Source organism: Paenibacillus montaniterrae (assembly GCF_018403185.1).
Taxonomy (GTDB): Bacteria; Bacillota; Bacilli; order Paenibacillales; family Paenibacillaceae; genus Pristimantibacillus; species Pristimantibacillus montaniterrae.
Genome location: NZ_BOSE01000002.1, coordinates 138621 through 162383, shown reverse-complemented (window position 1 = coordinate 162383; position 23763 = coordinate 138621). Strand labels below are relative to the sequence as shown.

The following is a 23763-nucleotide window of genomic DNA, read 5'->3' as shown; positions in this document are numbered from 1 at the left end:
GCTGCTTATTTTAGCTGTAATGAATCTGTATAACGTTATTCGCATGTTATTGCTGGCTTTGGCAGGGACATGATAATATAGCGTGTCTCATATTCGTTACATTGCAAAAAGCGACTAATACCTGAAATAACGTTATGTAGCTTCATTAAAAATATGATTGTACAGAAATGTAATTGTTCGGAAATGTGCTTGTTCAAAAATATGTGAGCCTTCAAAAATAGAGCCTCCGGGCTCCGACTTGCCAAGCAAGCGGAGCTGGAGGCTTTTTTGTCGTTAACAATAATTGATCAAAAATAATCAGTGATGTAGAAAGCATATGGCTGCTCAGGGAAAAGTGCCTGTAGAATAGCACCTGCTTTCTCTTCCAGATCGGATTCAGCATCAAAGCCTGCTCTGTCACTGGCAGCAACGGCTTTACCATCATCGGCTTGATAGCCGTAAAGCAGCCATTTGATCAGCGTGATTTCGCTTGTATCCACTGTGATCCCATTAAGCGAAGCGTCAGTGTCAGTGTCAGTGCTGCTGCTGGACTCCATGCTAGTCTGTGACTCGTCAGCACTAACCGTGATTTGCAGCTGCTTGTCGGCATAGCTGAAGTGAATGCTAAGCTTTTCCGTTTGCAAGCCCAGCTCGAAGCTTTGCTCGGACAATGCTTGATTGCTTTGCAGGCGATTTTGCAGCTCCTCATGCATTACATCAAACAAGCCAGCGCCGTCAATTATTTTCCACATCGCCACGTTCAGCTCAATCGAGCCTGAGCCCTGCTCCTTAAAATGCGGAAACAGCATATGATCGCCAGGCAGCTTCGCCAAAATTTGCTTCGCATCTTTTCGCAGCTCGCAAAGCGCTGCAAAAAGCGGCATTACATCAGCTTCATGCTGCGGGTCATATATAAATTCGCGCAAAATTGCCTGCTTATTGCTCGTGTGCGCAATAATGCCGTAGGCGATCAGCTTGTTTTGCTGCCACAGCAGCAAGCATTCAGCTTCTTTCCAGGTAGGCCATTTCACCAGGCTGTTCCAGTAGGTTTTGTTTCTTACATAGCTGCCCGTGCGGTTTGCATTAAAGCGGTCATAAAGCTTGCTCATTTCCTCTATATGTTCAAGGGAAAAAGGAGTAATGGAGCAGCCTTCTGCAGCGTTTGCTTGCAGTGGAGCTTGCGTCTGCATATGTGCCAGTTTTTCAGAACCAGTATCTGCTGAAGCTTGTGTTGATGCTGTATCATTTGAAGCTTGATATGCGCTATTGTTTAATACAAGCATCGTTTCAGGCAGCAGCTGCCAGCCGGAGCGAGAGTAAAAGCTGTGTCTGCTCGCCAGCAGCATGCTTAAATGATAGCCCTGCTGCTCCATCCACGCGGTTTGCGCACTAAGAATGCGAGACGCGAGCCCTTTGCCCTGATAATTTTCGTCTGTACCAACACTACCCATGCCTCCTACCTTCAGCACGGCTTGACCAGCGCGCAACGGCATCGGGAAAATTTGTACCGTAGAGGCAATAACGCCATCTACTGTGGCAAACCATGTATTGGCGGGATCATAGGTTGGCTCGTTGTCCAATCGTTCCTGGAAAAATGCGCGTCCTACTGAAAATACGTTGCCTAAAATGTCAAAAATGCGTTCTAGCTGCTCGCGCGAGGCGTGGTTAGAAACCGTAATATTTGATTGTGGTGTGCTCATGCCAGCCGTCCTCCTCTGACGTATTGAATGCCTATCTCAATTTCTATTTTACCATGTTTGGCGCAAATAAAAATGATTTATTGAAAATTATTTAATAAATTGTTATATTATTTATGAAAATTATTTTCTTAAGAGAAAGGGCGTGCTTGATGCATGACAATGCTTGACCAGCAAAATGAATATGCAATTGGCGTTGATATAGGTGGAACTAAAACACTGCTGGCGCTTGTTCAGGGCAACGGGACAATCGTCCAGCAGCAGCAGTTTGCTACCTTGCCGGAGCAGGGAGTGGAGGACTTCATTAGCCGAATTGAGGCAAGCATCCTGTCGTTAATTGCAGGCATGCCTGAAGCGGGAAAATTGAAAGGAATCGGAATTTGCTCTGCGGGAGTGATTGATGCAGCCGAGCTAAGCATCGTGTATGCAGCGAATTTGGGCTGGCATAATTTCAAGCTTGGCGCGATTTTGCAGGAGCGCTTTGGAGTTCCGGTTATATTAGGCAATGATGCAAACCTGGCGGCAGTGGCCGAATACGTATGGGGTACGCAAAAGCAGGCCAAGCATCTTATTTATGTAACGGTAAGCACAGGGGTCGGAGCCGGAATAATTAGCAATGGTCAGCTTCTGCAAGGGATATCCGACAGCGCAGGCGAATTTGGACATATAAGCGTAGACCTTCGCGGAGAGCGTTGCCGCTGCGGTAACTACGGTTGCCTTGAAAATTATAGCTCCGGCACAGCGCTTGCGCATATTGCCAACGAGCGGCTTGAGAAGCGGGAAGAGCCGTGGACCAGCAAAATGGTGCTGGAGCAAGCAGATGCTGGACATTTGGGCGCGCTGGAGCTAGTGCAGCAGGCAGCCTTTTATTTGGGCAATGGCATTGTGACATTAATTCATTTGTTTAATCCGACGCAAATTATTTTTGGCGGCGGAGTGATGAGCAGTGAAAATTTGTTGTTTGTACTCATGAAGCAGATCGTCGAACAGCGGGCATTGCCGGATATGCGCAAGCAGGTTGAGCTGCGCCGTACGAATCTTGGCAAGGAAATCGCCGTGTTGGGCGCGGCAGGCATGTTTTTCATGAATGAGTAAGTCAATTTGCAGGATAACGGGAGGGGCAGCTCATGAACATTTTAACCTTTAATTCAGAAGAGAAGCTTAACGAGGCAGGCGCTGGTATTATTGCCGGCATCGTACAGACGAAGCCGCAGGCTGTACTCGGTTTGGCTACAGGCGGGACGCCAATCGGCATTTATAAGCAGCTTGTGAAAAAATTCGAGGCTGGTCTTGTTAGCTTCAAGGACGTAACCACCTTTAATTTGGATGAGTATGTCGGCATTGATGCGAGCCATGATCAAAGCTATCGCTACTATATGGAGCAGCATTTGTTCCAGCATGTTGATGTGACGCCGGAACGAACGCATGTACCGAACGGCAAGGCGGCGGATTTGCAGGCGGAATGCTCGCGCTATGATGAGGCGATTGCAGAAGCAGGCCAGCTGGATATTCAGCTGCTTGGACTCGGACATAATGGACATATCGGCTTTAATGAACCGGCAGAGGAACTTGTTAGCGGTACTCATGTCGTCGAACTCGCAGAGGCAACTCGCCTCGCCAACGCTCGCTTCTTCGCATCTGAAGATCAGGTGCCGAAGCAAGCCATTACGATGGGCGTTGGCTCCATTCTCAAAGCGAAAATGATACTGCTCGTCGTGAAAGGAGCAGATAAAGCGGATATTGTGCAGCGCGCGCTGCAAGGACCAGTCAGCACCGATTGCCCGGCATCGCTGCTGCAAACGCACCCCAGCTTGACTGTGCTGGTAGATGAAGCAGCGGGGAGCAAACTCGTATGAAGCCAACAAAAACTTTAATTTATAACGTAAAACTAATATTGCCGAATGAAGTAATCGACAACGGCTGGCTAGTCATGCAGGATGGGCAGATAGCCGACTTTGGCAAGGATCAATTGCCTCAACAGCAGGCTGACTGGCTCGTGCTTGATGGGCAAGGAAGCTACCTGCTGCCGGGTTTTATTGATATTCATGTGCATGGCGGAGCAAGCTATGATTTCATGCATGCAAAGCAAGCTGAGCTGGACGGCATTACCCGTTTTCATATGGCTAATGGCACAACCGCGATGCTCGCAACCACTGTAACGGGCTCGCGTGAGCAATTGACAGATGTGCTGGACGCTGTAAGCAGCTATCGGCAAAACAGCATGCCTTATGCGCAATTGCTGGGCGTGCATTTGGAAGGGCCGTTTGTCAATCCGAAGTGGAGAGGTGCGCAAAATGAAGCTTATATGATCGAGCCGCAGCCAGAATGGCTCGAGCAATGGCAGCAGCGCTATCCTGACTTAATTAAAATGCAAACGCTGGCGCCTGAAGTCGAAGGAGCATATTCCTATATTGAACTGCTGCACCGCTACGGCATAGTAGCAGCCTGCGGGCACACAGACGCTACCTTTGCGCAAATCGAAGCAGCAGTCCAGCACGGTTTACGTCATGCCGTGCATACGTACAATGCGATGAAAGGCTTGCATCATCGCGAGCCAGGCACGCTTGGCGCGGTAATGCTTAACGAGCAAATTACTGCTGAAATTATTGCTGACGGCATTCATGTTCATCCTGCTGCTGTAAGACTGCTGCTTAAAGCGAAAGGAGCAGATCGTACCGTGCTTGTTACCGATGCGATTTCAGCGGCAGGCATGGCAGATGGCGACTACGAGCTAGGCGGATTGCCAGTAGTTGTAGAACAAGGTGTAGCTCGCTTGCAGCGGGATGGCAGCCTGGCAGGCAGCACACTGACGATGATCGAAGGCTTCCGCTTCCTTATTGAGCAGGCGGGGCTGACGCTAAGCGAAGCAAGTCGTGTTGCCAGCTTGAATCCGGCTGGCGTGCTCGGCATCGCTGAACAATATGGCAGCATCGCAATCGGCAAGCGTGCCGATCTGCTGCTTATGGATGAGAGGTTTGAGCTGCAGCAGGTGTTTATTGCAGGCGAAACCAAGCGGATAGTTTAAAAGCAGGACTTTGATGACGATGTAACGCGTTGGAGCGTACTCGACGTCGAATATAGCATTCATCGGGAGCCTGCGGTGCTCACGTACCAAACCCGTACGCTGCGCTCCTCATTCCCTAGCTTCATGCTATCTTCTAGGTCCTGAAAGCCCAGCTTTTAAACCTTCATTGAAAGCGGATGGTTTAAAAGCTGGACTTTGATGACGAGGTGATTGTGCTGTGGCGGATTCGACGGCGAATCTTGAACGTTAGCGAAAACTGCGTTGCCCACGTAGCTTTTGGCCTACGCTGGGCTCCTTGTTTTCTACTAGTGTCCAAGCTTCTTGGATTTACATACAAAAAGACACCAGCGGAGGAGCAAAGCATCCGGAAAACGGAAGTGAGTCGCCTTTAACATCGTAATGCAACCATAAAAATTAAAATAAGAGCATTACGATTTAAAAAGCGACTGTAGGATGCTTTGCTCCGGAGCACTGAAAAACGGAAGTGAGTCGCCTTTAACATCGTAATGCAACCTTGTAAAATTAAAATAAGAGCATTACGCTTTAAAAAGCGACTGTAGGATGCATTGCTCCGTAGCGCTGACTGAAGGATGCTTTGCTCCGGAGCGCTGCAAAGCTTAGGAGGCGACGAATTTGAGTATTATCGCAGCTTTAAAGGAACGGTATGAGGGATTGACGCCGCAAGAAAAAAATTTATGCAGCTATATTTTGCAGCACCCACACGAAACGGTGCAAATGTCGATCACCGAGCTGGCCAAGCTGTCAGGCTGCAGCACCTCGACGATCTCGAGGTTTAGCCGCTTGTTTCAGGCTGACAATTTCTCCGAATTTAAGCTTAAGCTTGCGGTTGATTTGACAGGAGAAGCGAGCACGGATACTTATCAGGATATTGTGGCGGGACAACCGCTCGACCAAATTGTGCAGGCTATAACAGCAAATCATGTCCGTTCAGTGTCTGATACAGCCAAGCTGCTTGACTATGGCAAGCTGAGAAAAGCGATTGAAGCGCTGCATCATGCCAAGCGCATTGATTTGTACGGGATCGCGACCTCCGGCATTGTCGCTGAGGACTTGCATCAAAAGCTGATTCGAATCGGTAAAGCAGCAGCCGTCTTTTCAGACCCGCATATGCAGCAAACATCGGCTGCTTCGCTTGAAGCGGGTGATGTGGCAATCGGCTTTTCATATTCCGGAGAAACGCCCGAAACGATCGAAGCGCTTAATAGCGCCAAGGAGCAGGGGGCAACGACAATTGCGGTTACGAAGTACGGGACAAGCACGCTCGCTGATCTAGCCGAAATCAGCTTGTTCATATCATCGTCAGAGGCTGGAATGCGCCGTGGCGATATGGCATCGCGGATGGCGCAGCTTCATTTGGTCGATGTACTGTTCGTCGGTCTTGTCAGTGAATACTTTGATGTGTATGTGCCAAGGCTAGAGCGCTCCTATCAAAATGTACGCAGATTTACAAGCAGAAAAGCGAAAAAATAACTTGTGGATAAATATTGGAAGCTGTGCTAGATTAAGAGAAAAAGCAAATGAGGATGGGATAATATGACTAAGTCTAAATCGCTAAAGCTAATCGTTCTATCGCTAATTCTATGTCTAGCATTCACCTCCGCAGCATCTGCGCATTCTGGTCGCACAGATGCTAATGGCGGCCATAATTGCTCGCAGAAGTCGAAGGAAAAGGGACTATGCACAGGCTACCACTATCATAACAGCGGCAGCTCCAGTAAAAGCAGTACGTCAAAAAGCTCCAGCTCAAGCAAAAGCAGCTCATCCAAAAAATCAACTACGCAGCAAGGCTCATCTGGCACTAAGCAATCAGCTTCAACTAAACCTGCATATCAAACCTCTGAAGTTGTATTAATTGTAAATGGTACTGTAATTGATTTAACCAATAAACCGCTTGTAAAAAATAATCAAACCTTTTTCCCTGTGCGTGAAGTATCCAAAGCCATTGCTGCGGAGTTGAGCTTTAATGATGCGAATACGGAGCTTACATTAACACGCAGTGACAAAAGCGTAACCTTCAAGCTGAGCAGCAACGACATCATTTCATATCGAAATACAACCTATGCGCCAATTCGTTCTATTGTAGAAAAGCTAGGCGGCAAGGTTACATATGATGCAAAGGCAAACACAATCGAGGTTGATATTAAATAAACGCAAAGCTCCCTATTATTAAAAATCTGTGAACAATGAAGCAAAAAGCGCTGCCACAGCGCTTTTTGTCTAGGTTAGCATTTGACTGCTTGCAGCTGACTACGTACAATAATATTAAAGAATGTGAAAAAAATCACGTTATTTGTGATAAAAATCACATACTCTAATTTAGAACAAGGCTATACTAAAGCCATAAAGAACAGGGAGTGATTCATATGTTGAAGTTTTGGAGAGAGAATCGATATGCTGCAATGATTGTAACGATTATCCGCGTTGTGTTAGGTTATCAATGGATAACAAGCGGTTGGGGCAAGTTAACAGGGGGAGGCTTTGATGCTAGCGGCTACCTGACGAATGCGATTACGAATCCGGTAGCTAAAGGCGACGAGGTGCTGTACCCGATGTATAATGCATTTATCGAGCATGTGGCGTTGCCGATGGTCGATGTCATAAACTTCATTATTCCTTGGGGCGAATTGCTTGTAGGGATAGGCTTAATTACAGGAATTTTAACCTTGCCGGCCGTATTCTTCGGAATGCTGATGAACTTTATGTTCATGTTCGCTGGCACAGTGAGCACGAATCCGAAAATGGTATTGCTTGGCTTCCTCGTTTTGCTGGCGGCAGGTAATGCTGGCAAATTTGGCGGCGACTACTTTGTAGCTCCTTGGCTTAAAACCCATCTATGGGCGAAGCTGAAACGCGAGAAAAAAGAAGGCGCAGAACTAAAAACGAAAACGGTGTAGCATAACGCAACACTCATGCGCAGCTCCGCTTGAAGCTGTACCTAGGCTGGAGCAGCTACGGGCTCACAAGAAAAGGCCGGCTCGCTTCTTAGGCAAAATCGTTGTATGCTGGTTGTAACCAATAGAAAGGGGCTAATTACGGCAATGTCACTTAGAGAATGCATTTTTCACTTCAAATTCATCGATGGACCGCAGACGAAAATGCTGCGAGCGCTCATCTTCCTGCCTGATGACCGTCAGCCTAGCATTAAAGATTTTATTGCGGCATTTGCCCAGCTAGGCTACCATGTAAAGCTGGTGGATGAGCAGGAGCTTATTTTCGCTCCAACTAACAGCAAGGAAACCTACAAGCTTGATATTACTAAAATCGAGTACAAGGGCGGAGAAGAAAAAGCCCAGCACGACGGCGATCTAAAAGCGATTATTGAGCAGCTAAGAGGCGGCCGATGGTAAACATTTCAACGGGCATGATACAATGGAAAGCGTAGTCCATAAGCGGACTGCGCTTTTTTTCATGTACTTACATTGTTCCGCATGCGGAATACGGTTTGCTTGCAATATAGAGAGGGGCCTTGAAGATGTATCGAATTGCGATTATTGAAGATGATGTTAAGATCGCTCAGCTGCTGAAGGTGAAGCTGGAGCAATATTCCTATGATGTGCTGGTTGCTGAAAATTTTCGCGACATTTATGAAGAGATCGAAGCGGCTAAGCCGCATTTAATTTTGCTTGATATAAACTTGCCGTATTTCGACGGCTACTATTGGTGCAGACAAATTCGCAAAGCATCCAATGCGCCGATTATATTCATATCAGCGAGAGAAGGGGAAATGGATCAGGTTATGGCGCTGGAAAACGGCGGCGATGATTATATTACGAAGCCTGTGCAGCTGGAGCTGCTTGTGGCCAAGGTGAAGGTTCATTTAAGACGAGTTTTTGGCGAATATGCGCTTCAATCGGGTGGAGAACAGGATGTACAGCATGCGGCCAATGAGCAGGAGACCGTGAAGCTGGAGATCAGCGGCCTAGTGCTGTGGCTGAATCGCAACGAGCTTCATTATGGGCAGCGGCAAGTCGATTTGACGCGCAATGAGCTGCTGCTGCTGGAAAATCTGATGCGTCATCACGGAGAGGTGGTTGGACGCGATTTGCTGCTGGAGGCGTTATGGGACGATGTGCAATTTGTAGATGACAACACCTTGACTGTCAACATGACCAGATTGCGCAAAAAGCTGGCAGAGCTGGGCTTGCCGCATGCGGTTGAAACGATTCGCGGTCAAGGCTACAAGCTGAAGCTGGAGGAAAGCTGATGAACAAGCCGCTGCTGTTTTTGGATGATCAAAAATATAATATTGCTGTACAGCTTGGACTCGTTTGCCTGGGAGCGGGCATCTTTTTGCTTGAGCGCTACCGGCATGCTGAATTAATTGATTTGGCGAGCATGTATTATTACATTGTGCTCGCGCTAGTCTGTATCGTTGTCTGGAATATTGTGCAATATATGCGTGTGAAAACGTACTACCACTCGTTGTATGAGGCTATCGAAAGCGACGATGCGCTGGAGGCGGTTTATATTGTGCAGGGCGAGGTGCTTAACGAGCACAGACTGATCAAGCAAATGCTAATGAACCAGCAAAAAGCTTACCAGGACCGGATAGCTGAGCTGGAGCGCAAGCGGGAAATCCAGCATCATTTTACACTGCAATGGGTGCATCAGATGAAAACACCGCTATCGGTACTCGATATGCAATTGCAGCAGGCAGATGAGCAATTGAAGCAGTCTGGTACGTGGTCGCTGTCTGATCAAGCGGCGTTTTATCGCAGCATGAATGAGGAAGTGGAGAAGCTGCATGGCGGCCTGGAGATGATGCTTAGCTCCGCTCGATTGGAAAAGCTGGAGCTTGATCTGCATATTAGACCGGTAGAGCTGCATCGGATTATTCGCGATAATATCAATCGTTACAAAAAGCTGCTCATTCAATATTCGATTTATCCAAAGCTGGTAGGGGAAGCGGTCGTAGCGACTGACCAGAAATGGTTCGGCTTCATTATGAACCAGCTTATTACTAATGCGATCAAATACAGCAAGCTAAAGCAAGGCCGCAAGGAGCTGCACATCACGATAAAGCAGCAGGGAGATACAACAACGATTACGGTGCAGGATGAAGGAATCGGGATTGCCCAAACAGATTTGAGACGAATTTTTGATCCATTTTTTACAGGGCAAAACGGCCGCATGGTGGGGGAATCGACGGGTATGGGGCTATATCTGGCTAAAGAGGTATGCCAGCGGCTCGGCTATTCGCTAAGTGCCAGCTCTGTTGAACAGCAGGGCGCGACCTTCACGCTTGCGTTAAAGCATGTTGGCATACACCATATGCAATAGGCGTAGGCGGCAGTTCTGAAAGGTGACAACATTGTAAGGTAGGTTGAAAGCTAGATCGATTACTTAATGGAAGGGCGCTCGATATAATAAAACCTATCAAAGGCAAACAATCGATTTAAAGGGGTTTTGGAGATGAGCGTACTAAAAACGACAGGTCTTGGCAAAGTATACGGATCTAAAAAGAATATTTTGTACACCGCTTTGCAGGGCGTAAATATAGAAGTGGAGAAGGGAGAATTTGTCGGCGTGATGGGGCCTTCCGGCAGCGGTAAAACGACACTGCTCAACCTGCTGTCGACGATAGACAAGCCAACTAGCGGCAAGCTGGAAATTAACGGCATTGACCCTACGAAGCTAAACGATCATAAGCTGGCTTTATTTCGCCGCAGAGAGCTCGGCTTTGTATTTCAAGACTTCAATTTGCTCGACGCGCTAAATGTGAAGGAGAACATTATTTTGCCGCTCGTTATGGAAGGAATTAAGCCGAAAGTAATCGAGCAGCGCTTAAAGCCTATCGTGCAAATGCTGCAAATCGAGGATTTGCTGGCAAAGCGCACTTATGAAATTTCAGGCGGACAGAAGCAGCGTACCGCGATTGCCCGGGCGATTATTCATGATCCGTCCTTGCTGCTGGCCGATGAGCTGACAGGGAACCTTGATTCCAAAGCAGCGAAGGATGTCATGGACACCTTAAAGCAGATGAATGAACAAATGAACGCCACAATTTTAATGGTAACGCATGATCCTTTTTCAGCAAGCTATTGCCAGCGCATCATCTTCATCAAGGATGGACAGCTGTTTACTGAAATTAATCGCGGCTCCAACCGGCAAATTTTCTTTCAGCAAATTTTGGACGTGCAAAGCATGCTAGGAGGGGATTTTGATGACATTTCGTTCCCTCGCGCTTAAAAATATTAAAGAAAATTGGCGCTCCTACAGCGCATTCTTTTTCAGCAGCTTGTTTTCCGTCGCAATCTTTTACATTTATTATGCGTTTGTGGTGCATCCGGACGTCATTAACGGAAACCTTGTCGCAGCAGGCAAGGTTAAGCTCGGCTTGGAATATTGCCTTTATTTGATTTCAATTTTCAGCTTTATATTCATTTTATATTCAAGCGGTTCGTTTCTAAAATCGCGCAAGAAGGAATTTGGCCTGTTTTCATTGTTTGGCATGACGAGAAGACAGCTGCGCAAGCTCGTATTTGTTGAAAATATGCTGATTGGCCTGCTTTCTACTGTAGCTGGCATCGGCATCGGTATATTATTCAGCAAGCTGTTCCTTATGGGCTTGGGCGCATTGCTCAAGGTGGAGGAGCAAATTCGCTTTGTTGTGCCGTTAAAGGCTGTTAGCTTGACGTTGATCGTCTTTATCGGAATTTTCCTCGTCATTACACTGTACATAACGCTGCGGATCGGCAAAGGGCAAATTATTGAGCTGCTGCAAGCCCACAAGCAGCCTAAAGGAGAGCTGCGCTTCTCCAAATTCAAAGTCATTATCGGCGCGATCAGCTTACTTATCGGTTATGCATTGGCTGCCACAATGACGATGATGACCTTTCTTCTTACGTCACTGCCTATAATCGGCTTTGTGGTTTTAGGCACGTATTTGCTTTATACTCAGCTAAGTGTTGTGATCCTGAATTTCTTAAAACGCCGCCATAAGCTGTATTATAAAAAATCCAATATGCTGATCATTAGCCAGCTTGGCTATAAAATTAGAGACAACGCTCGCGTCCTATTTACAATTACAATATTAAGTGCTGTCGTCATGACGGCAATGGGAACGATCTATGTCTTGCAAAATATGATCAAGCAGCAGCTGCTTGCAACGCCTTACTCGGTAGCATGGATTGAGACTGCGGACGAAAATGTCGCCCAGCTGGATCGGGCCAAGCTGGATGAGCTGATTGCAAAGCACGGCTTGCAAATTAGCAAGGAGGAGCAAATAGCGGGACTCAAGCTGGAGCAGTACAATATCAGCTACGACCAGTCCAATCGCTCATTTGGCAAAGGGGAACAGTCTACGATGATCATTCCTCTTTCTGTCTACAATGAAAATCGCATTGATGGCAAGGAATTGAAGCTTGCGAATGATGAAGCGGCTTTGGTTGAAATCTTTATGGACAATTATAAAAAAAGAACCGGTACTGTTACAGGGAAGGTTGGAAATGCGGATGTTGAGCTGAAATTGGTCGATGTCACCGTAGAGCGCTTTATGAATATTATCTACGATTGGAACTCTATGCCGATCATTGTCACTGACGAACGCTATGAACAGCTTTTGGCGCAAGGGGATGAGACATCAGCCTTTACTTTGCATGGCATCGAATTCAGCAACTGGAAAAGCAGCGTCCCTATGCTAAAAGAGCTGCGCAGCAGCGTTTCGGATGAGACCGTAGGCTCGATAGATTATTACCGCAATATCGACTATGAAGAAATTATGCAGTCAACCTCATTAACGATTTTTGTTGGGTTGTTTGTTTGCCTGCTATTTTTTGTAGCGGCAGGCTCGCTCATTTACTTCAAGCTGTTTACAGAGCGGGACGAGGATGTGTCGATGTTCAAAGGCTTAAGCCGTATCGGCATTACCTTCAAGGAAATGAGAAAGGTTATTGTGACGCAGGTTGCGATTATATTTTTCCTGCCATGCTTGGTCGGCATTATGCACGCTCTGTTTGCGATGCTGGCGCTTAATCGACTGCTAAATGGATCTGGCTGGATATACGCTTTCGTCGTGTTTGGCATTTATGTAGCGATGCAGGCGATTTATTTCCTGATTGCCAGCCGCAGTTATTTGCACAGCATTCGCAAAGGAGCAGCTACTGCTGCCATGTAAGCTGTCGCTTCAGCAGCAGAGAAGCGATGTTAAAGACGAGAAGAGGGCTTATTCAGATTTTCAGTGTTCACTGACATTCTGGATAAGCCCATTTTTATACTATATACGTTGTAGGCGCTGCGAAAGGGTTCTTGTTTGGACTTGCCACTATTTGAGGAGGAGATGTAATGAAAGCGACCATTCAGAACATAGTAAACGATAAGCTGCTGCTAGCGTTTCCGCAGGCCAGGAACGTGATAGACGTACACATCGCCTGCACGATACTCCGCGTTGGTGGAGCAGGAATAGCATAAACTGTTGGTGAAATCAACAAGCGAAAGTCGGTAGCCATGCTTTGCTCCAGTGTCGATGCCAATTCGGCAATCATCCACATAAAGCGAGCCGGGGTTGGCTCCAAGCTTGAAGGTTGGTGTATGACCAAATACAATTCGTTGTCCTGCAGTACCTTCTGCATCGGAATCCAGCTTGGCTCGCAATGTCGAAAGTGGATGACGCGTAAATGATTCGCGAATTTCTGTCAGCTCGCGAGCGGGATGCAAGCTTAACGGCAAGCCGGGTCTTACTCCCGCATGAACAAACAGATATCCACTTGCTTTGTAAAACAGCGGCAGCTTGCGAATAAATCGTAAATAACGCAGTCGATGTGCTGCACTTCCTCGACGCAGAGTAGCCAGCTTAAGCTCATGATTGCCCGGTAAGGCTACAGCTCCTTTATCCACTAGCTGATGCACAGTATCGACAAGACGCCAAGTGATCGGTTCCCCAGCTTCTATAAAGTCCCCCAAAATGACAAGCTGATCCTTGCTCGCGTCGTACTGTGCTGCTTCCAGCAGAGAGAGGAAGCCTTGTCGTTGCCCATGAATGTCTGATATGGCCAGCAGCCGTCGTGATGATCGTCTTGCTGATCCATGCTGCACCGCATTCACTACCTTCTATTTTTAGTTGAAGTCCTACAGTAATATATACGCGCATGCTCATAATTGACTCAGGCAAGCGTCTAGTTTTCATTATATTAGCCTGTCTTTTTTACCTGTACGGAAACTGTAGCGGTGTTTGACATTCGCTTGCTGAGCACTGCTTTGCGGCATGACGAAGTGAGGGCGGTAAATGGTTTTGCTGCTGGATCTGTTGGGTCAGCACCTTTTCGTTTGCCAGTTTGCGCGGGTTATGATATGTTGGAGCATATGCTATAGATTGGGGTTAATGCAATGAAATCATTAGTATTGGCAGAAAAGCCGAGCGTAGCTAAAGAAATTGCTCGCGTACTTGGCTGTAAAAACAAAAGCAAGAGCTATATTGAAGGACCTAACTATGTAGTGACCTGGGCGCTGGGCCATTTGGTTGAGCTGGCTGAGCCGGAAGCCTACGACAAAAAATATAAAACGTGGGCGTTAGAGGATTTGCCTCTGCTGCCTCAGCGCATGAATATTCGCGTTATGCGGGAAACCTCCCATCAATTTAAAGCAATCGCTGCTTTAGCCAAGCGCAATGACATTAAGGATCTCGTAATTGCAACTGATGCAGGACGGGAGGGCGAGCTTGTTGCCCGCTGGATTATGGAGCTGATTCACTGGAAAAAGCCATTTTTCCGGCTATGGATCTCCTCGCAAACCGATCAGGCAATCCGTGACGGCTTTAGCAAGCTAAAGCCAGGCTCGCAATACAACAATTTGTATCGCTCAGCCGTATGCCGCGCTGAGGCTGATTGGCTGATTGGCTTGAATATGACGCGGGCGCTAACTTGTAAATATAACGCTCAGCTTGCTGCCGGCCGTGTACAGACGCCGACGCTGGCAATCTTGATGGAGCGCGAGCAGGAAATTAACGGATTTCAGGGCAAGCCGTACTGGCAGCTGCAGGCGCAGTTCGCCGGATTTACAGCAAGCTGGAGACAGCAGGGCTCGCATGATGGGCGCATTTGGGATAAAGAGCAGGCGGAGCAGCAGCTGGCGAAAGTAAAAGATGCGAAGCAAGCCAAGGTAACAGCCTTGAAAACGAGCGAGAAGCAGGAGCCGCATCCGCTTGCTTATGACTTGACCGAGCTGCAGCGCGATGCCAACAAAAAGCTCGGCTTCTCAGCTAAAATGACCTCCAACGTGCTGCAAAAGCTTTATGAGCAGCATAAGCTTGTTACGTATCCGCGTACAGATTCACGCTATTTGACAAGCGATATGGCAGCTACCTTAAAAGGACGCATGGAAAGAATCGCTGTAGGTCCGTATCGCGAGCATGCGAAGCAAATATTGCGCAAGCCGCTCGTCATTACGAAACGAATTGTCGATGACAGCAAGGTAAGCGATCACCATGCGATTATTCCGACGGATGAGCCGGTGCAACTCAATGCGCTAAGCCAGGATGAGCGCAAGCTGTACGATCTAATCGTACGCCGCTTCCTCGCGCTATTTAGCGGTCCATATCGCTATGATGAAACGAGTGTTGAGCTGACGATCAATAATGAGCGCTTCTACGCCAAGGGCAGAGTCGAGAAGGAAAAGGGCTGGCGCGACATTTATACCGTATCAAGAGATCAGGACGAAGCGGAAGAGGAGCTAAGCCTGCTGCCATCGTTAACCCAAGGCGAGCAGGTTCCGCTGCGCGGCTGTCAGCTTAAATCAGGCATCACAACGCCACCTTCGCGCTATACCGAGGCGTCGTTGTTGTCTGTTATGGAAAAGCACGGTCTTGGCACGCCGGCAACGCGAGCAGACATTATCGAGAAGCTGCTGTCCACCGAAACGATTGAGCGCCGCGGACATAGCCTCTACCCGACAGGCAAGGGCAAGCAGTTGATCGAGCTGGTCGTCGATGAGCTGAAGAGCCCGCAGCTTACCGCCAAATGGGAGCAGCAGCTTGAGGACATCGCTCGCGGCCGCGGCGATGCCAAGCAATTTATGGGGCAAATTCGCCAGCAGGCCGAGCAATGGGTTGCTCAGGTGAAGCGGGAAAACAAAGAGTACAAGCCGCATAATTTGACAGGCTCTCGCTGTCCGCAATGCGGAGAGCCGCTGCTTGAAGTGAAGGGCAAGCAAGGAAAGCGCTATGTATGCTCCAGCCGCGAATGCGAGTACAAGCGCATGGCTGAGCCGATTAAAATTAATAAGCGCTGTCCGCAATGTCACAAAAAGATGGAGCTGCATGAAGGCAAGGCAGGCAAATATGCGCAATGCCGTCCATGCAACGTTATCGAGAAGCTTGAAGATAAAGGCAAGGCAAGCGTTAATCGCAAGGAAGCAGCACAGCTGTTAAAGCAATATAGCAAAGATAACAGCGGGCTTGGCAATAGTTTGGCCGAGAAGCTGAAGGCGGCCTTGCAGCAAAATGAGCAATAATAGATTGGCGGAGTGAGCTAAACAATCAAAGTGATTGAGCTCAGCTCAGTTGTATAACAGAAGCAGTTGGTTCAGGAATATGCCTGGGCTGGCTGCTTTTTTAATGAGATAGTTTATTCCTGATTTGAGCTAAATGATGAATATCATGCTTTGAAAATATAGTCATGTAGCTTTCAATAGAAAACGGTCGTTTTCCCGAACCAATCGTGAATCGTACATCACGATCGATGCTCTCAATAGCGTTAAATAATTGGTTGCGAGTATGTATAAACTCGTCAAATAAAGAAGCGATATTTTCGAACCTACTAATATACTGAATGGCTTCTTTATTGTGTGAATCATGATCAGGGAATGCAGTTAAAGCTGCTCCTTGCGTCATGAAAGGGATGTGTTGTTCTAATATAAATTTATCCCAATAGAGCAGGTGCCCAATTATTTCTCTAATTGACCATTTTCCTTCTTTAACAGAATCAAGCATTTTTTGTTCTTCCACATTTTTAAGCATTGCGATTTCTTTAGTTGTTTCCTGATAACTAAGAACTGCTTTCGAGCTCATACAACTCTCCTCCGCTACATTAAAATGAGATTCTGGAATTATCTTACTATAAAGAGATTCCATTGTAAAGAACATATGTTCTTATATTTGGTAGGTCTATCGGTATTAGCAGCTGGTAGATTAAGTGATTCACAGTTTCTTGCAATCTAGTAGACTATTACACAAGAATTATAGAGAAGCTAGCATAGTATAACCATGTAAGCGATGCTCGAAAATGATTAAAGGAGATGGGTGTTTATGTCTACACACACAGGTCGTAAAATAGCGAGTAAAACGGTCAAGCAGGCGGTCTTGCTTTCCCATCCTCGAATTGCTTCTCATATCCCTCCGACTAGAAGCTTTAGCTATGAGCACCTGCAGCAAATGCTTAATCAACATAGTATGGTCTATGTTAAGCCGGTCGTTGGATCAGGAGGCGCAGGTGTTATTCAGGTTAAAAAGATTGCGAATGGCTATGCCTTTCATATACGCAGCAACATTTATCGGTTCGCCAGCTTTGATGCGATGTTCAACAGCTTGAAAAAAGTAATGAAGAAGCGTCCGCATATGATTCAAAAAGGAATTGATTTGCTGAAAATTAACGGTTGCGCCGTTGATTATCGTGTAAAATATGTAAAGGAATACGGCCGCTGGAGCTATCGCGCCATTGTAGGCCGTAAAGCGAGACACGGACTGGCGGTTACAAACTTGACGCAAGGCGGCAGTCTGCTGAAAGGTGGAGCTGCTATAGCCGCTACAATGGGCAGTGGAGCCGTTGCACGGAAAAAAGCGGAAATGAGAAAGCTGACCGAGCTTTGTACCTCGGTGCTCGTTTCGGCGTATCCAGGATTAACTCATTTGGGCTATGATTATGGCATAGATAAGAGCGGGAAAATATGGCTGTTTGAAGTAAATACGAACCCGCACTAAATCTCTTTATAGAGTAAATAGTCTGATAGGCTAATTTAATAGAAAGAAAGTTTCTATTAATTATTTTTATAGGTCTGCCAACCCACAGCCTGTGGATAACAATATCCACATTATACCGTTAGAATTTAGTGGAAAAATGACGAATGTGCACAATGGATGCACAGAATATCCACAGATTACTGTTAATATTGGCAACTCTTGTCGGATTAGCAAATAGATGCTAGTATTGTAGTAATCCAATATTTAGGAGGTGGTTGTAGTGAGAACATTGAATGATGAGCAAATGAAGGAGCTATATTTGGAAGCAGTATCCAAAAACATTGATAGTGATTTTATCCAGCTTATTGTTCTTGAGCTACAACGACGAGGGTTAGTATCTCACTTACCTAAATCGGAATTAACGGAGCGCCAATATACGGCATAAGCAGATGTACTCTAGAAGAAGCAGAAAGATTTCCAACTTATATTGGTAAGGTTAGAATGTCGATATAGATAAAAAACAATCGAATGAGGCTGTTCCTTTGTCGTAAGACTAGGGGACAGCCTCAATTTCTATGTTTTAGCAATAGTATAGCAGAATCTAATATGGAAGTAGAGTACTTATTAAATCGTAATATTGGTGCGGATCGGAAGCTCACATAAAAACCCCGGGAGATCCGCACCACGCGTAAAATAAGGGTTTGCGGCAAATTCAGGGTGAAAATATCTCAAAAATATGGTACATTTAAAGCGATCCGCACTAAAGCGTTTGCAAAGCCTTGCTATGCAAGGGCGAAAAGTGTGGGCTGTCGCATCCTACGCGGATGCGTGGATTGAAAGAGAGTGGTACTTGGCAGCTGACTCCAACATTGCTGAGTCGCATCCTACGCGGATGCGTGGATTGAAAGACTTAGTTAATCAATTGTTATTGAGTAATGTAAATGTCGCATCCTACGCGGATGCGTGGATTGAAAGAGCAGGATGGACAGATCATGATGCTAGCCCATGGTCGCATCCTACGCGGATGCGTGGATTGAAAGCAAACAGAGGGCAACTGGTTATATGTGGTCTTTGGTGTCGCATCCTACGCGGATGCGTGGATTGAAAGTAACAACATCTCAACTTGCTGAAAGTTATGGAAGTCGCATCCTACGCGGATGCGTGGATTGAAATGGGAGCTAGGGTTTTTTGCACAGGATCCGGATATTGGGTCGCAACCTACGTGGATGGTGGATTGTAATTTCGATTGGGAGACGTGTTATCAAGACACCATTCAATTGTCGCATCCTACGCGGATACGTGGATTGAAATTCAATTGCCATGATGTTCCGTTTACAGAGGACATAACGTCGCATCCTAAACGGATGCGTGGATTGAAAGTTACATCATGCCAACTACTGAAAAACAGCAGCGATGGAACAAAGCGATTCCGCAAAACGAACGCGGATCGCCTTTAAATCCAAATGCGTCTTTAGTAGCTATTCAAATAAGAGCATTTGGATTTAAAAAGCGACTGGAGCAATGCTTCGTTCCGAAGCGATGTGCCACACAAAGAGGGGCTGCCCAGGTCAGTTTGCACTGACTTTGGACAGCCCCTTACTTGCATGCTCGTTGATATTACAGCTTCATATTGCTGCTATGGCCTGGAGACAGCTTGGCGGTTGGATCAACGTATACTTTCGCATTGTTAATCGCGGTTGGTGCTTCGCCAAAGCCTACTGCAATCAGCTTTAATTTGCCAGGGTAGGTTGTAATGTCGCCAGCAGCGAAAATACCAGGAATGTTGGTTTCCATGCGCGTATCTACGACGATGGAGCCGCCCTGGATTTCAATGCCCCATTCGGAGATCGGTCCAAGCGAGGAGACAAAGCCGAAGTTGACGATTACAGCGTCTACGTCAACAATTTGCTCTTCCTTGCTTTTTACATCCGTCAACGTTACGCTAGTAATAGTATCTTCGCCATGCAGCGCTGTAATTTCGGTTGGAGTGATAATGTTGACGGAAGAGCTCATTAGCTGTGCTACGCTATGCTCATGTGCTCTGAATTTATCACGGCGATGAACAAGGGTTACGCTTTTCGCGATTGGCTCAAGCATAAGCGCCCAGTCAACCGCAGAGTCGCCGCCGCCGCTAATAAGCACGCGCTGATCTTTAAATCTTTGCAGATCGCCAACGAAGTAGTGAAGGTTGGCTTTCTCGAATTTCTCAGCTTCAGGAAGCTCGAGACGTCGTGGAGAGAAGGCGCCGACTCCAGCTGTAATAATGACTGCTTTGGCATAATGAACAGCTTTGTCTGTTGTGACTTCGAACAAGCGCTCTTCCAGCTTTTTCACGTTGATGACCTTTTCTTCAAGGCAAATTTCTTGCTGGAACAGGGCCATCTGCTGCTTCAAGCGATCAACGATTTCCTGCGCTGTTACTTTTGGAAATCCTGCAATATCATAAATATATTTCTCAGGGTAAAGGGCAGCCAGCTGTCCCCCTAGCTGAGGCATACTTTCAACAATTTTAACAGAAGCATGACGCATACCGCCATAAAATGCTGCGAACATGCCAGCAGGGCCGCCGCCAATAATAAGTATATCTACAGCTTCTGTTGAGCTTACTGAGTTCGTCATGGTTTACCTCCAACTTTCAAATGATAAGTACTTCTTCATTATAGACAATAATAGGAGCTAAAAGAAAGTGCGCTTCACAAAAAAAGATGAATAAATTGTGCAGTATGCCGAACATTTTCGTATAAAATAACCTTGAAAATGTTCTTGAAAATCTGTATCATGTCTGATGTATATATGAAAATCTGAAGAACATTGTCTCTTTTTGCGTTCCTGCTGGCGAGAAGCTTGCTTGCGCTGGAGATTTGCTCAATTCCGATATGAACATCAATAACACAACGTTGGTGCTTGTGTTATTTTTTTACCATATAAGAATTTTAAAGCCGAGCCTTGCAAAAGCTAAAAATTCTTTATGGGCAACAGCTGCCTCTAATCGCGGTCGCTCAATTTCGAAGGACTTCGATAGAGGTTTTTCTCACATATTGGGAGATAAGAGAACGAACAACAATGTCATAACAACAGTATCCATATCGATACATTCGATTTTGAATAATAAACAGAGAGAGAAACTTTATACCGTATATTGGGGTCCAACTACACAGAAAAGATAAATGAATGGATGGGATTCTACAATGAGCAACATACCGAAAATCGTTATTCTCGGGGCAGGCTATGGAGGCATTTTAACCGCACTTAGGTTGCAAAAGGAATTAAACTACAACGAGGCGGATGTAACGTTAGTGAACAAGCATGATTATCACTACTTTACAACACATTTGCATATGCCGGCAGCTGGTACAGATAAACCAGAAAATGCGCGAGTCAATATTTCCAAGCTTATTGATGAGTTTAAAATTGACTTTGTCAAATCAACGGTTGTGCAAATTCGTCCGCAGGATAAGAAGATTATTCTTGAAGACGGTACATTATCCTATGATTATCTCGTCATCAGCTTGGGCGGTGAGCCGGAAACGTTCGGCATCCCGGGCTTGGCGGAAAATTCTATGAATATACGCAGCATTAACTCGGTCAGGCTGATTCGCGAGCATATTGAGTATCAATTTGCCCGCTACAAGCGCGAGCCACACCGTCTTGATTATTTGACCTTTATTGTTGGCGGAGCGGGCTTTACCGGCATCGAATTTGTCGGCGAGCTGTCTGATCGCATTCCTGAGCTGTGCAAGTTCTATGATGTTGATCCTGCGCTTGTTAAAATTTACAATATTGAAGCGGCGCCAACCGCACTGCCAGGCTTTGACCCTGAGCTTGTCGAATATGCGATGGATGTGCTGACGAAAAAAGGCGTTACCTTCCGTCTTGGCACAGCCATCAAGGAGTGCACCTCCGAGGGTGTCGTAATCGGTGAAGGAGAGGAAATCAAGTCGGCAACAGTCATTTGGACAGGTGGCATTCGCGGCAATCGTCTAATTGAGGAAGCTGGCTTTGAAACGATGCGTGGTCGCGTCAAGGTTGATGAATATTTGCGTTGTCCTGGCACCGAGCATATTTACGTGCTTGGCGACAACTCGTTAGTGTTTAACGAGGAAGGCAGACCATATCCGCCAACTGCACAAATGGCGATGCAGCAAGGCGTCGCATGTGCGCATAATTTGGTAGCGTCAATTCGCAATCAAAGCTTGACGAAGTTTGAATTCAGCAACAAAGGAACAGTTGCTTCACTCGGCAAGGGAGAAGCGATTGGGCTGGCGTTTGGCAAAAAATATACAGGCCGTAAAGCAGCATGGCTGAAAAAGCTGATTGATATTCGTTATTTATTTATTATCGGTGGAATTCCACTCGTGCTGAAAAAGGGTAAATTTTTATAATGAGACATTGCAGTGTTCAAGTAAGAGGATTGTTAACACGTGATGAGCTGGATCGCTATAACGCGCTGATGGAGGTCGGCAGTTATTTGGAATCGCAAATGCGGCATGATCTCTCTGCTGTCGTGCAGAAGGAAGTGGATTTGCTGATTTTGCCAGCGATCGAGCGCCTTAAAGAAAAAAGCCGTGCTCGCGATGCTGCAACTGCTGAATATTTGGAGCAGAAGCGCAAAGCGGAAATGGATGCTCAGCTTGCCGCACTTGCGGCTGAGGAAGACGAGGATTAATCATTTCATAAGCAAAGAGAAGGGGATGTCAGATTGTCATTTATTCATGACTTTCTGAGCATCCCCTTTGTATGTCTGTCTGCTGCGCCTTGATTAAACAGCTGCGATTAAATAGCTAGTAGTTACACAGACAGCAGCTTGCTCCATTTTTCCTCATCCAGCTGATTGCCGACATAGAAATCGCCAAATTCGCCGTAGCGAGCACTCACTTCATCAAAACGCATTTCATAGACGAGCTTTTTGAATTGCAGCGGATCATCCGCAAACAACGTTACGCCCCATTCCCAATTGTCGAAGCCGACTGAGCCGGTAATAATTTGCTTTACCTTGCCTGCATAGCTGCGGCCGATCATGCCGTGGCTGCGCATCATCGCTTTGCGCTCATCCATGCCAAGCATGTACCAGTTGTCATTGCCGCTGCGACGCTTGTTCATCGGATAGAAGCAAATATGCTTCGCATTTGGCAGCGCTGGCTTCAAGCGAGCGACAACCTCTGGATTTTGCATCGGATCGCCGCTGCCGCTTGCCAAATAGTTGCTAAGCTCAACGACGCTAACATAGCTATATACGCTGTATGTAAAGGAAGCAAAGCTCGTTTTGTTGAATGCAACCTCAAGCTCGTTCAGCTCTTCCAATGTTTCGCGCAAATGCATAAAGACAAGATCGGCTTTTTGCCCAACGATTGAGTAGACAACGGTGCTGCCTGTGCGCGATTCGCTAACAGCGCTCCATTCCTTAAGAAACTGCTGCAGCTCGTCGGTCGCTTTTTGGCGTTCGGCTTCATCGGCAAGTCTCCACGCTGTCCAGTCGATCATACGGAAGTCATGCAAGGCATACCAGCCTTCCAAGGTTTGTGCTGCTTCACTCATTATTTAATACCCCTTTCAGTTTAAGTGGTGTTCAAAATGACATCCAAATAGATTGTACATGCTTTCATTGTAGCCCAATGGCGGTCAAAGGAGCAAATGGCGGACTTGTGACAAAAGCAAGGCGATCAATTGACTTTGCAAGTCTGATTCATTAAACTATTTAAAGCTGGTATACATACTAATCGTTGTTTTTACGTGGAAACGGTAAATAGGGAGGACGGAAGCGGTGCTACAGGTTATTTTTGCGACTATGCTGTTTATGGTAATTACGTTCGGCATCGGCTTTATTGTAAATATGCTTATTAAAACAACATGGTTTCCGACATACTTTTTTATTGTGTTGATCATCGTGTTGGCGTTCTGGGCTCCTTGGAGCGGTAATGACGAGAAGCTGATAGATGTGATTGCCAATTACACCTTCATTGATTTTATTCCTGTCATTGGTGCGATTGCAGGCGCCATCATTAGCGGCTACGCGATCAGAGCGCTGCGCAAAGGCGGATACAAAATGTTTTAGCACATGTAAGAGCTTCCTTGCTAAAGCTCTTCAGGCTGTCGAGAACGTCTCGGCAGCCATTTTTATATTCTCGCGCTGCCAAGTTTTCGTTCAGGCGAGA

The 23763-nt window shown here is 46.5% G+C and carries 22 protein-coding genes and 1 CRISPR repeat array; of the genes, 17 read left to right on the top strand and 5 right to left on the bottom strand.

Annotation, left to right across the window (positions count from 1 at the left end):
* Positions 1–287 precede the first annotated feature (287 nt).
* Positions 288–1679 carry a GNAT family N-acetyltransferase gene (locus tag KJS52_RS06565; RefSeq protein ID WP_213513959.1) on the bottom strand — a complete coding sequence of 464 codons (1392 nt, stop codon included), beginning with the start codon at positions 1677–1679 and terminating at the stop codon, positions 288–290.
* Positions 1680–1838: 159 nt separating this feature from the next.
* Here KJS52_RS06565 and KJS52_RS06560 point away from each other — a divergent pair, with 159 nt between their 5' ends.
* The 11 genes from KJS52_RS06560 to KJS52_RS06510 all read left to right on the top strand — a co-directional run bounded on the left by KJS52_RS06560 (position 1839) and on the right by KJS52_RS06510 (position 12838).
* On the top strand, positions 1839–2771 hold the full coding sequence (locus KJS52_RS06560) for an ROK family protein (RefSeq protein WP_213513958.1): 933 nt from the start codon (positions 1839–1841) through the stop codon (positions 2769–2771).
* Positions 2772–2803: 32 nt separating this feature from the next.
* Positions 2804–3532 carry a glucosamine-6-phosphate deaminase gene (nagB, locus tag KJS52_RS06555; RefSeq protein ID WP_213513957.1) on the top strand — a complete coding sequence of 243 codons (729 nt, stop codon included), beginning with the start codon at positions 2804–2806 and terminating at the stop codon, positions 3530–3532.
* Positions 3529–4701, top strand: coding sequence for an N-acetylglucosamine-6-phosphate deacetylase (nagA, locus tag KJS52_RS06550; RefSeq protein ID WP_213513956.1), 1173 nt, complete (start codon positions 3529–3531; stop codon positions 4699–4701). Before nagB ends, nagA begins: the two co-directional genes overlap by 4 nt.
* Positions 4702–5334: 633 nt before the next feature.
* Positions 5335–6192: a MurR/RpiR family transcriptional regulator gene (locus KJS52_RS06545; RefSeq protein WP_213513955.1), complete on the top strand. Its 858-nt coding sequence runs from the start codon at positions 5335–5337 to the stop codon at positions 6190–6192.
* 63 nt (positions 6193–6255) lie between these two features.
* Complete coding sequence (locus tag KJS52_RS06540) at positions 6256–6870, top strand: copper amine oxidase N-terminal domain-containing protein (RefSeq protein WP_213513954.1); 615 nt, start codon at positions 6256–6258, stop codon at positions 6868–6870.
* Positions 6871–7085: 215 nt separating this feature from the next.
* Positions 7086–7616, top strand: coding sequence for a DoxX family protein (locus KJS52_RS06535; RefSeq protein WP_213513953.1), 531 nt, complete (start codon positions 7086–7088; stop codon positions 7614–7616).
* A 144-nt stretch (positions 7617–7760) separates the two neighbouring features.
* A complete protein-coding gene (locus KJS52_RS06530) occupies positions 7761–8069 on the top strand; it encodes a hypothetical protein (protein WP_213513952.1) in 309 nt (102 codons plus the stop codon).
* A 125-nt stretch (positions 8070–8194) separates the two neighbouring features.
* Positions 8195–8926 (top strand): response regulator transcription factor, encoded by a 732-nt coding sequence (locus tag KJS52_RS06525; protein WP_213513951.1) that lies wholly within the window; start codon positions 8195–8197, stop codon positions 8924–8926.
* Entirely contained in the window at positions 8926–10002 is a 1077-nt protein-coding gene (locus KJS52_RS06520) for a sensor histidine kinase (RefSeq protein ID WP_213513950.1), read from the top strand. Before KJS52_RS06525 ends, KJS52_RS06520 begins: the two co-directional genes overlap by 1 nt.
* 132 nt (positions 10003–10134) lie before the next feature.
* Positions 10135–10911 carry an ABC transporter ATP-binding protein gene (locus tag KJS52_RS06515; RefSeq protein ID WP_213513949.1) on the top strand — a complete coding sequence of 259 codons (777 nt, stop codon included), beginning with the start codon at positions 10135–10137 and terminating at the stop codon, positions 10909–10911.
* On the top strand, positions 10886–12838 hold the full coding sequence (locus KJS52_RS06510; protein ID WP_213513948.1) for an ABC transporter permease: 1953 nt from the start codon (positions 10886–10888) through the stop codon (positions 12836–12838). Before KJS52_RS06515 ends, KJS52_RS06510 begins: the two co-directional genes overlap by 26 nt.
* Positions 12839–13047: 209 nt before the next feature.
* Here the strand turns inward: KJS52_RS06510 and KJS52_RS06505 are convergent, their stop codons facing one another.
* A complete protein-coding gene (locus tag KJS52_RS06505) occupies positions 13048–13764 on the bottom strand; it encodes a metallophosphoesterase (RefSeq protein WP_213513947.1) in 717 nt (238 codons plus the stop codon).
* 282 nt (positions 13765–14046) lie between these two features.
* On the opposite strand from KJS52_RS06505, the gene KJS52_RS06500 reads away from it, so the two are divergent.
* Positions 14047–16167 (top strand): DNA topoisomerase III, encoded by a 2121-nt coding sequence (locus KJS52_RS06500; protein WP_213513946.1) that lies wholly within the window; start codon positions 14047–14049, stop codon positions 16165–16167.
* A gap of 100 nt (positions 16168–16267) precedes the next feature.
* On the opposite strand, the gene KJS52_RS06495 is transcribed toward KJS52_RS06500, so the two are convergent.
* Positions 16268–16723 (bottom strand): DinB family protein, encoded by a 456-nt coding sequence (locus KJS52_RS06495; protein WP_213513945.1) that lies wholly within the window; start codon positions 16721–16723, stop codon positions 16268–16270.
* Between the two features lie 237 nt (positions 16724–16960).
* Between KJS52_RS06495 and KJS52_RS06490 the strand changes: the two genes are divergently transcribed.
* Both KJS52_RS06490 and sda read left to right on the top strand, forming a co-directional pair.
* Entirely contained in the window at positions 16961–17632 is a 672-nt protein-coding gene (locus tag KJS52_RS06490; protein WP_213513944.1) for a YheC/YheD family protein, read from the top strand.
* A 259-nt stretch (positions 17633–17891) separates the two neighbouring features.
* Complete coding sequence (sda, locus tag KJS52_RS06485) at positions 17892–18056, top strand: sporulation histidine kinase inhibitor Sda (RefSeq protein ID WP_213513943.1); 165 nt, start codon at positions 17892–17894, stop codon at positions 18054–18056.
* 363 nt (positions 18057–18419) lie between these two features.
* Positions 18420–18784: direct repeats of the CRISPR family, unit length 32 nt; unit sequence GTCGCATCCTACGCGGATGCGTGGATTGAAAG.
* 444 nt (positions 18785–19228) lie between these two features.
* On the opposite strand, the gene KJS52_RS06480 is transcribed toward sda, so the two are convergent.
* Positions 19229–20230, bottom strand: a complete 1002-nt coding sequence (locus tag KJS52_RS06480) for an NAD(P)/FAD-dependent oxidoreductase (protein ID WP_213513942.1) — start codon at positions 20228–20230, stop codon at positions 19229–19231.
* Between the two features lie 569 nt (positions 20231–20799).
* Between KJS52_RS06480 and KJS52_RS06475 the strand changes: the two genes are divergently transcribed.
* Both KJS52_RS06475 and KJS52_RS06470 read left to right on the top strand, forming a co-directional pair.
* On the top strand, positions 20800–21993 hold the full coding sequence (locus KJS52_RS06475; protein ID WP_213513941.1) for an NAD(P)/FAD-dependent oxidoreductase: 1194 nt from the start codon (positions 20800–20802) through the stop codon (positions 21991–21993).
* Entirely contained in the window at positions 21993–22277 is a 285-nt protein-coding gene (locus KJS52_RS06470) for a hypothetical protein (RefSeq protein ID WP_213513940.1), read from the top strand. Before KJS52_RS06475 ends, KJS52_RS06470 begins: the two co-directional genes overlap by 1 nt.
* A gap of 122 nt (positions 22278–22399) precedes the next feature.
* Here KJS52_RS06470 and hemQ read toward each other — a convergent pair whose 3' ends face one another.
* On the bottom strand, positions 22400–23146 hold the full coding sequence (gene hemQ, locus KJS52_RS06465) for a hydrogen peroxide-dependent heme synthase (RefSeq protein ID WP_213513939.1): 747 nt from the start codon (positions 23144–23146) through the stop codon (positions 22400–22402).
* Between the two features lie 226 nt (positions 23147–23372).
* On the opposite strand from hemQ, the gene KJS52_RS06460 reads away from it, so the two are divergent.
* Positions 23373–23663: a YuiB family protein gene (locus KJS52_RS06460; protein WP_213513938.1), complete on the top strand. Its 291-nt coding sequence runs from the start codon at positions 23373–23375 to the stop codon at positions 23661–23663.
* Positions 23664–23763: the final 100 nt, after the last annotated feature.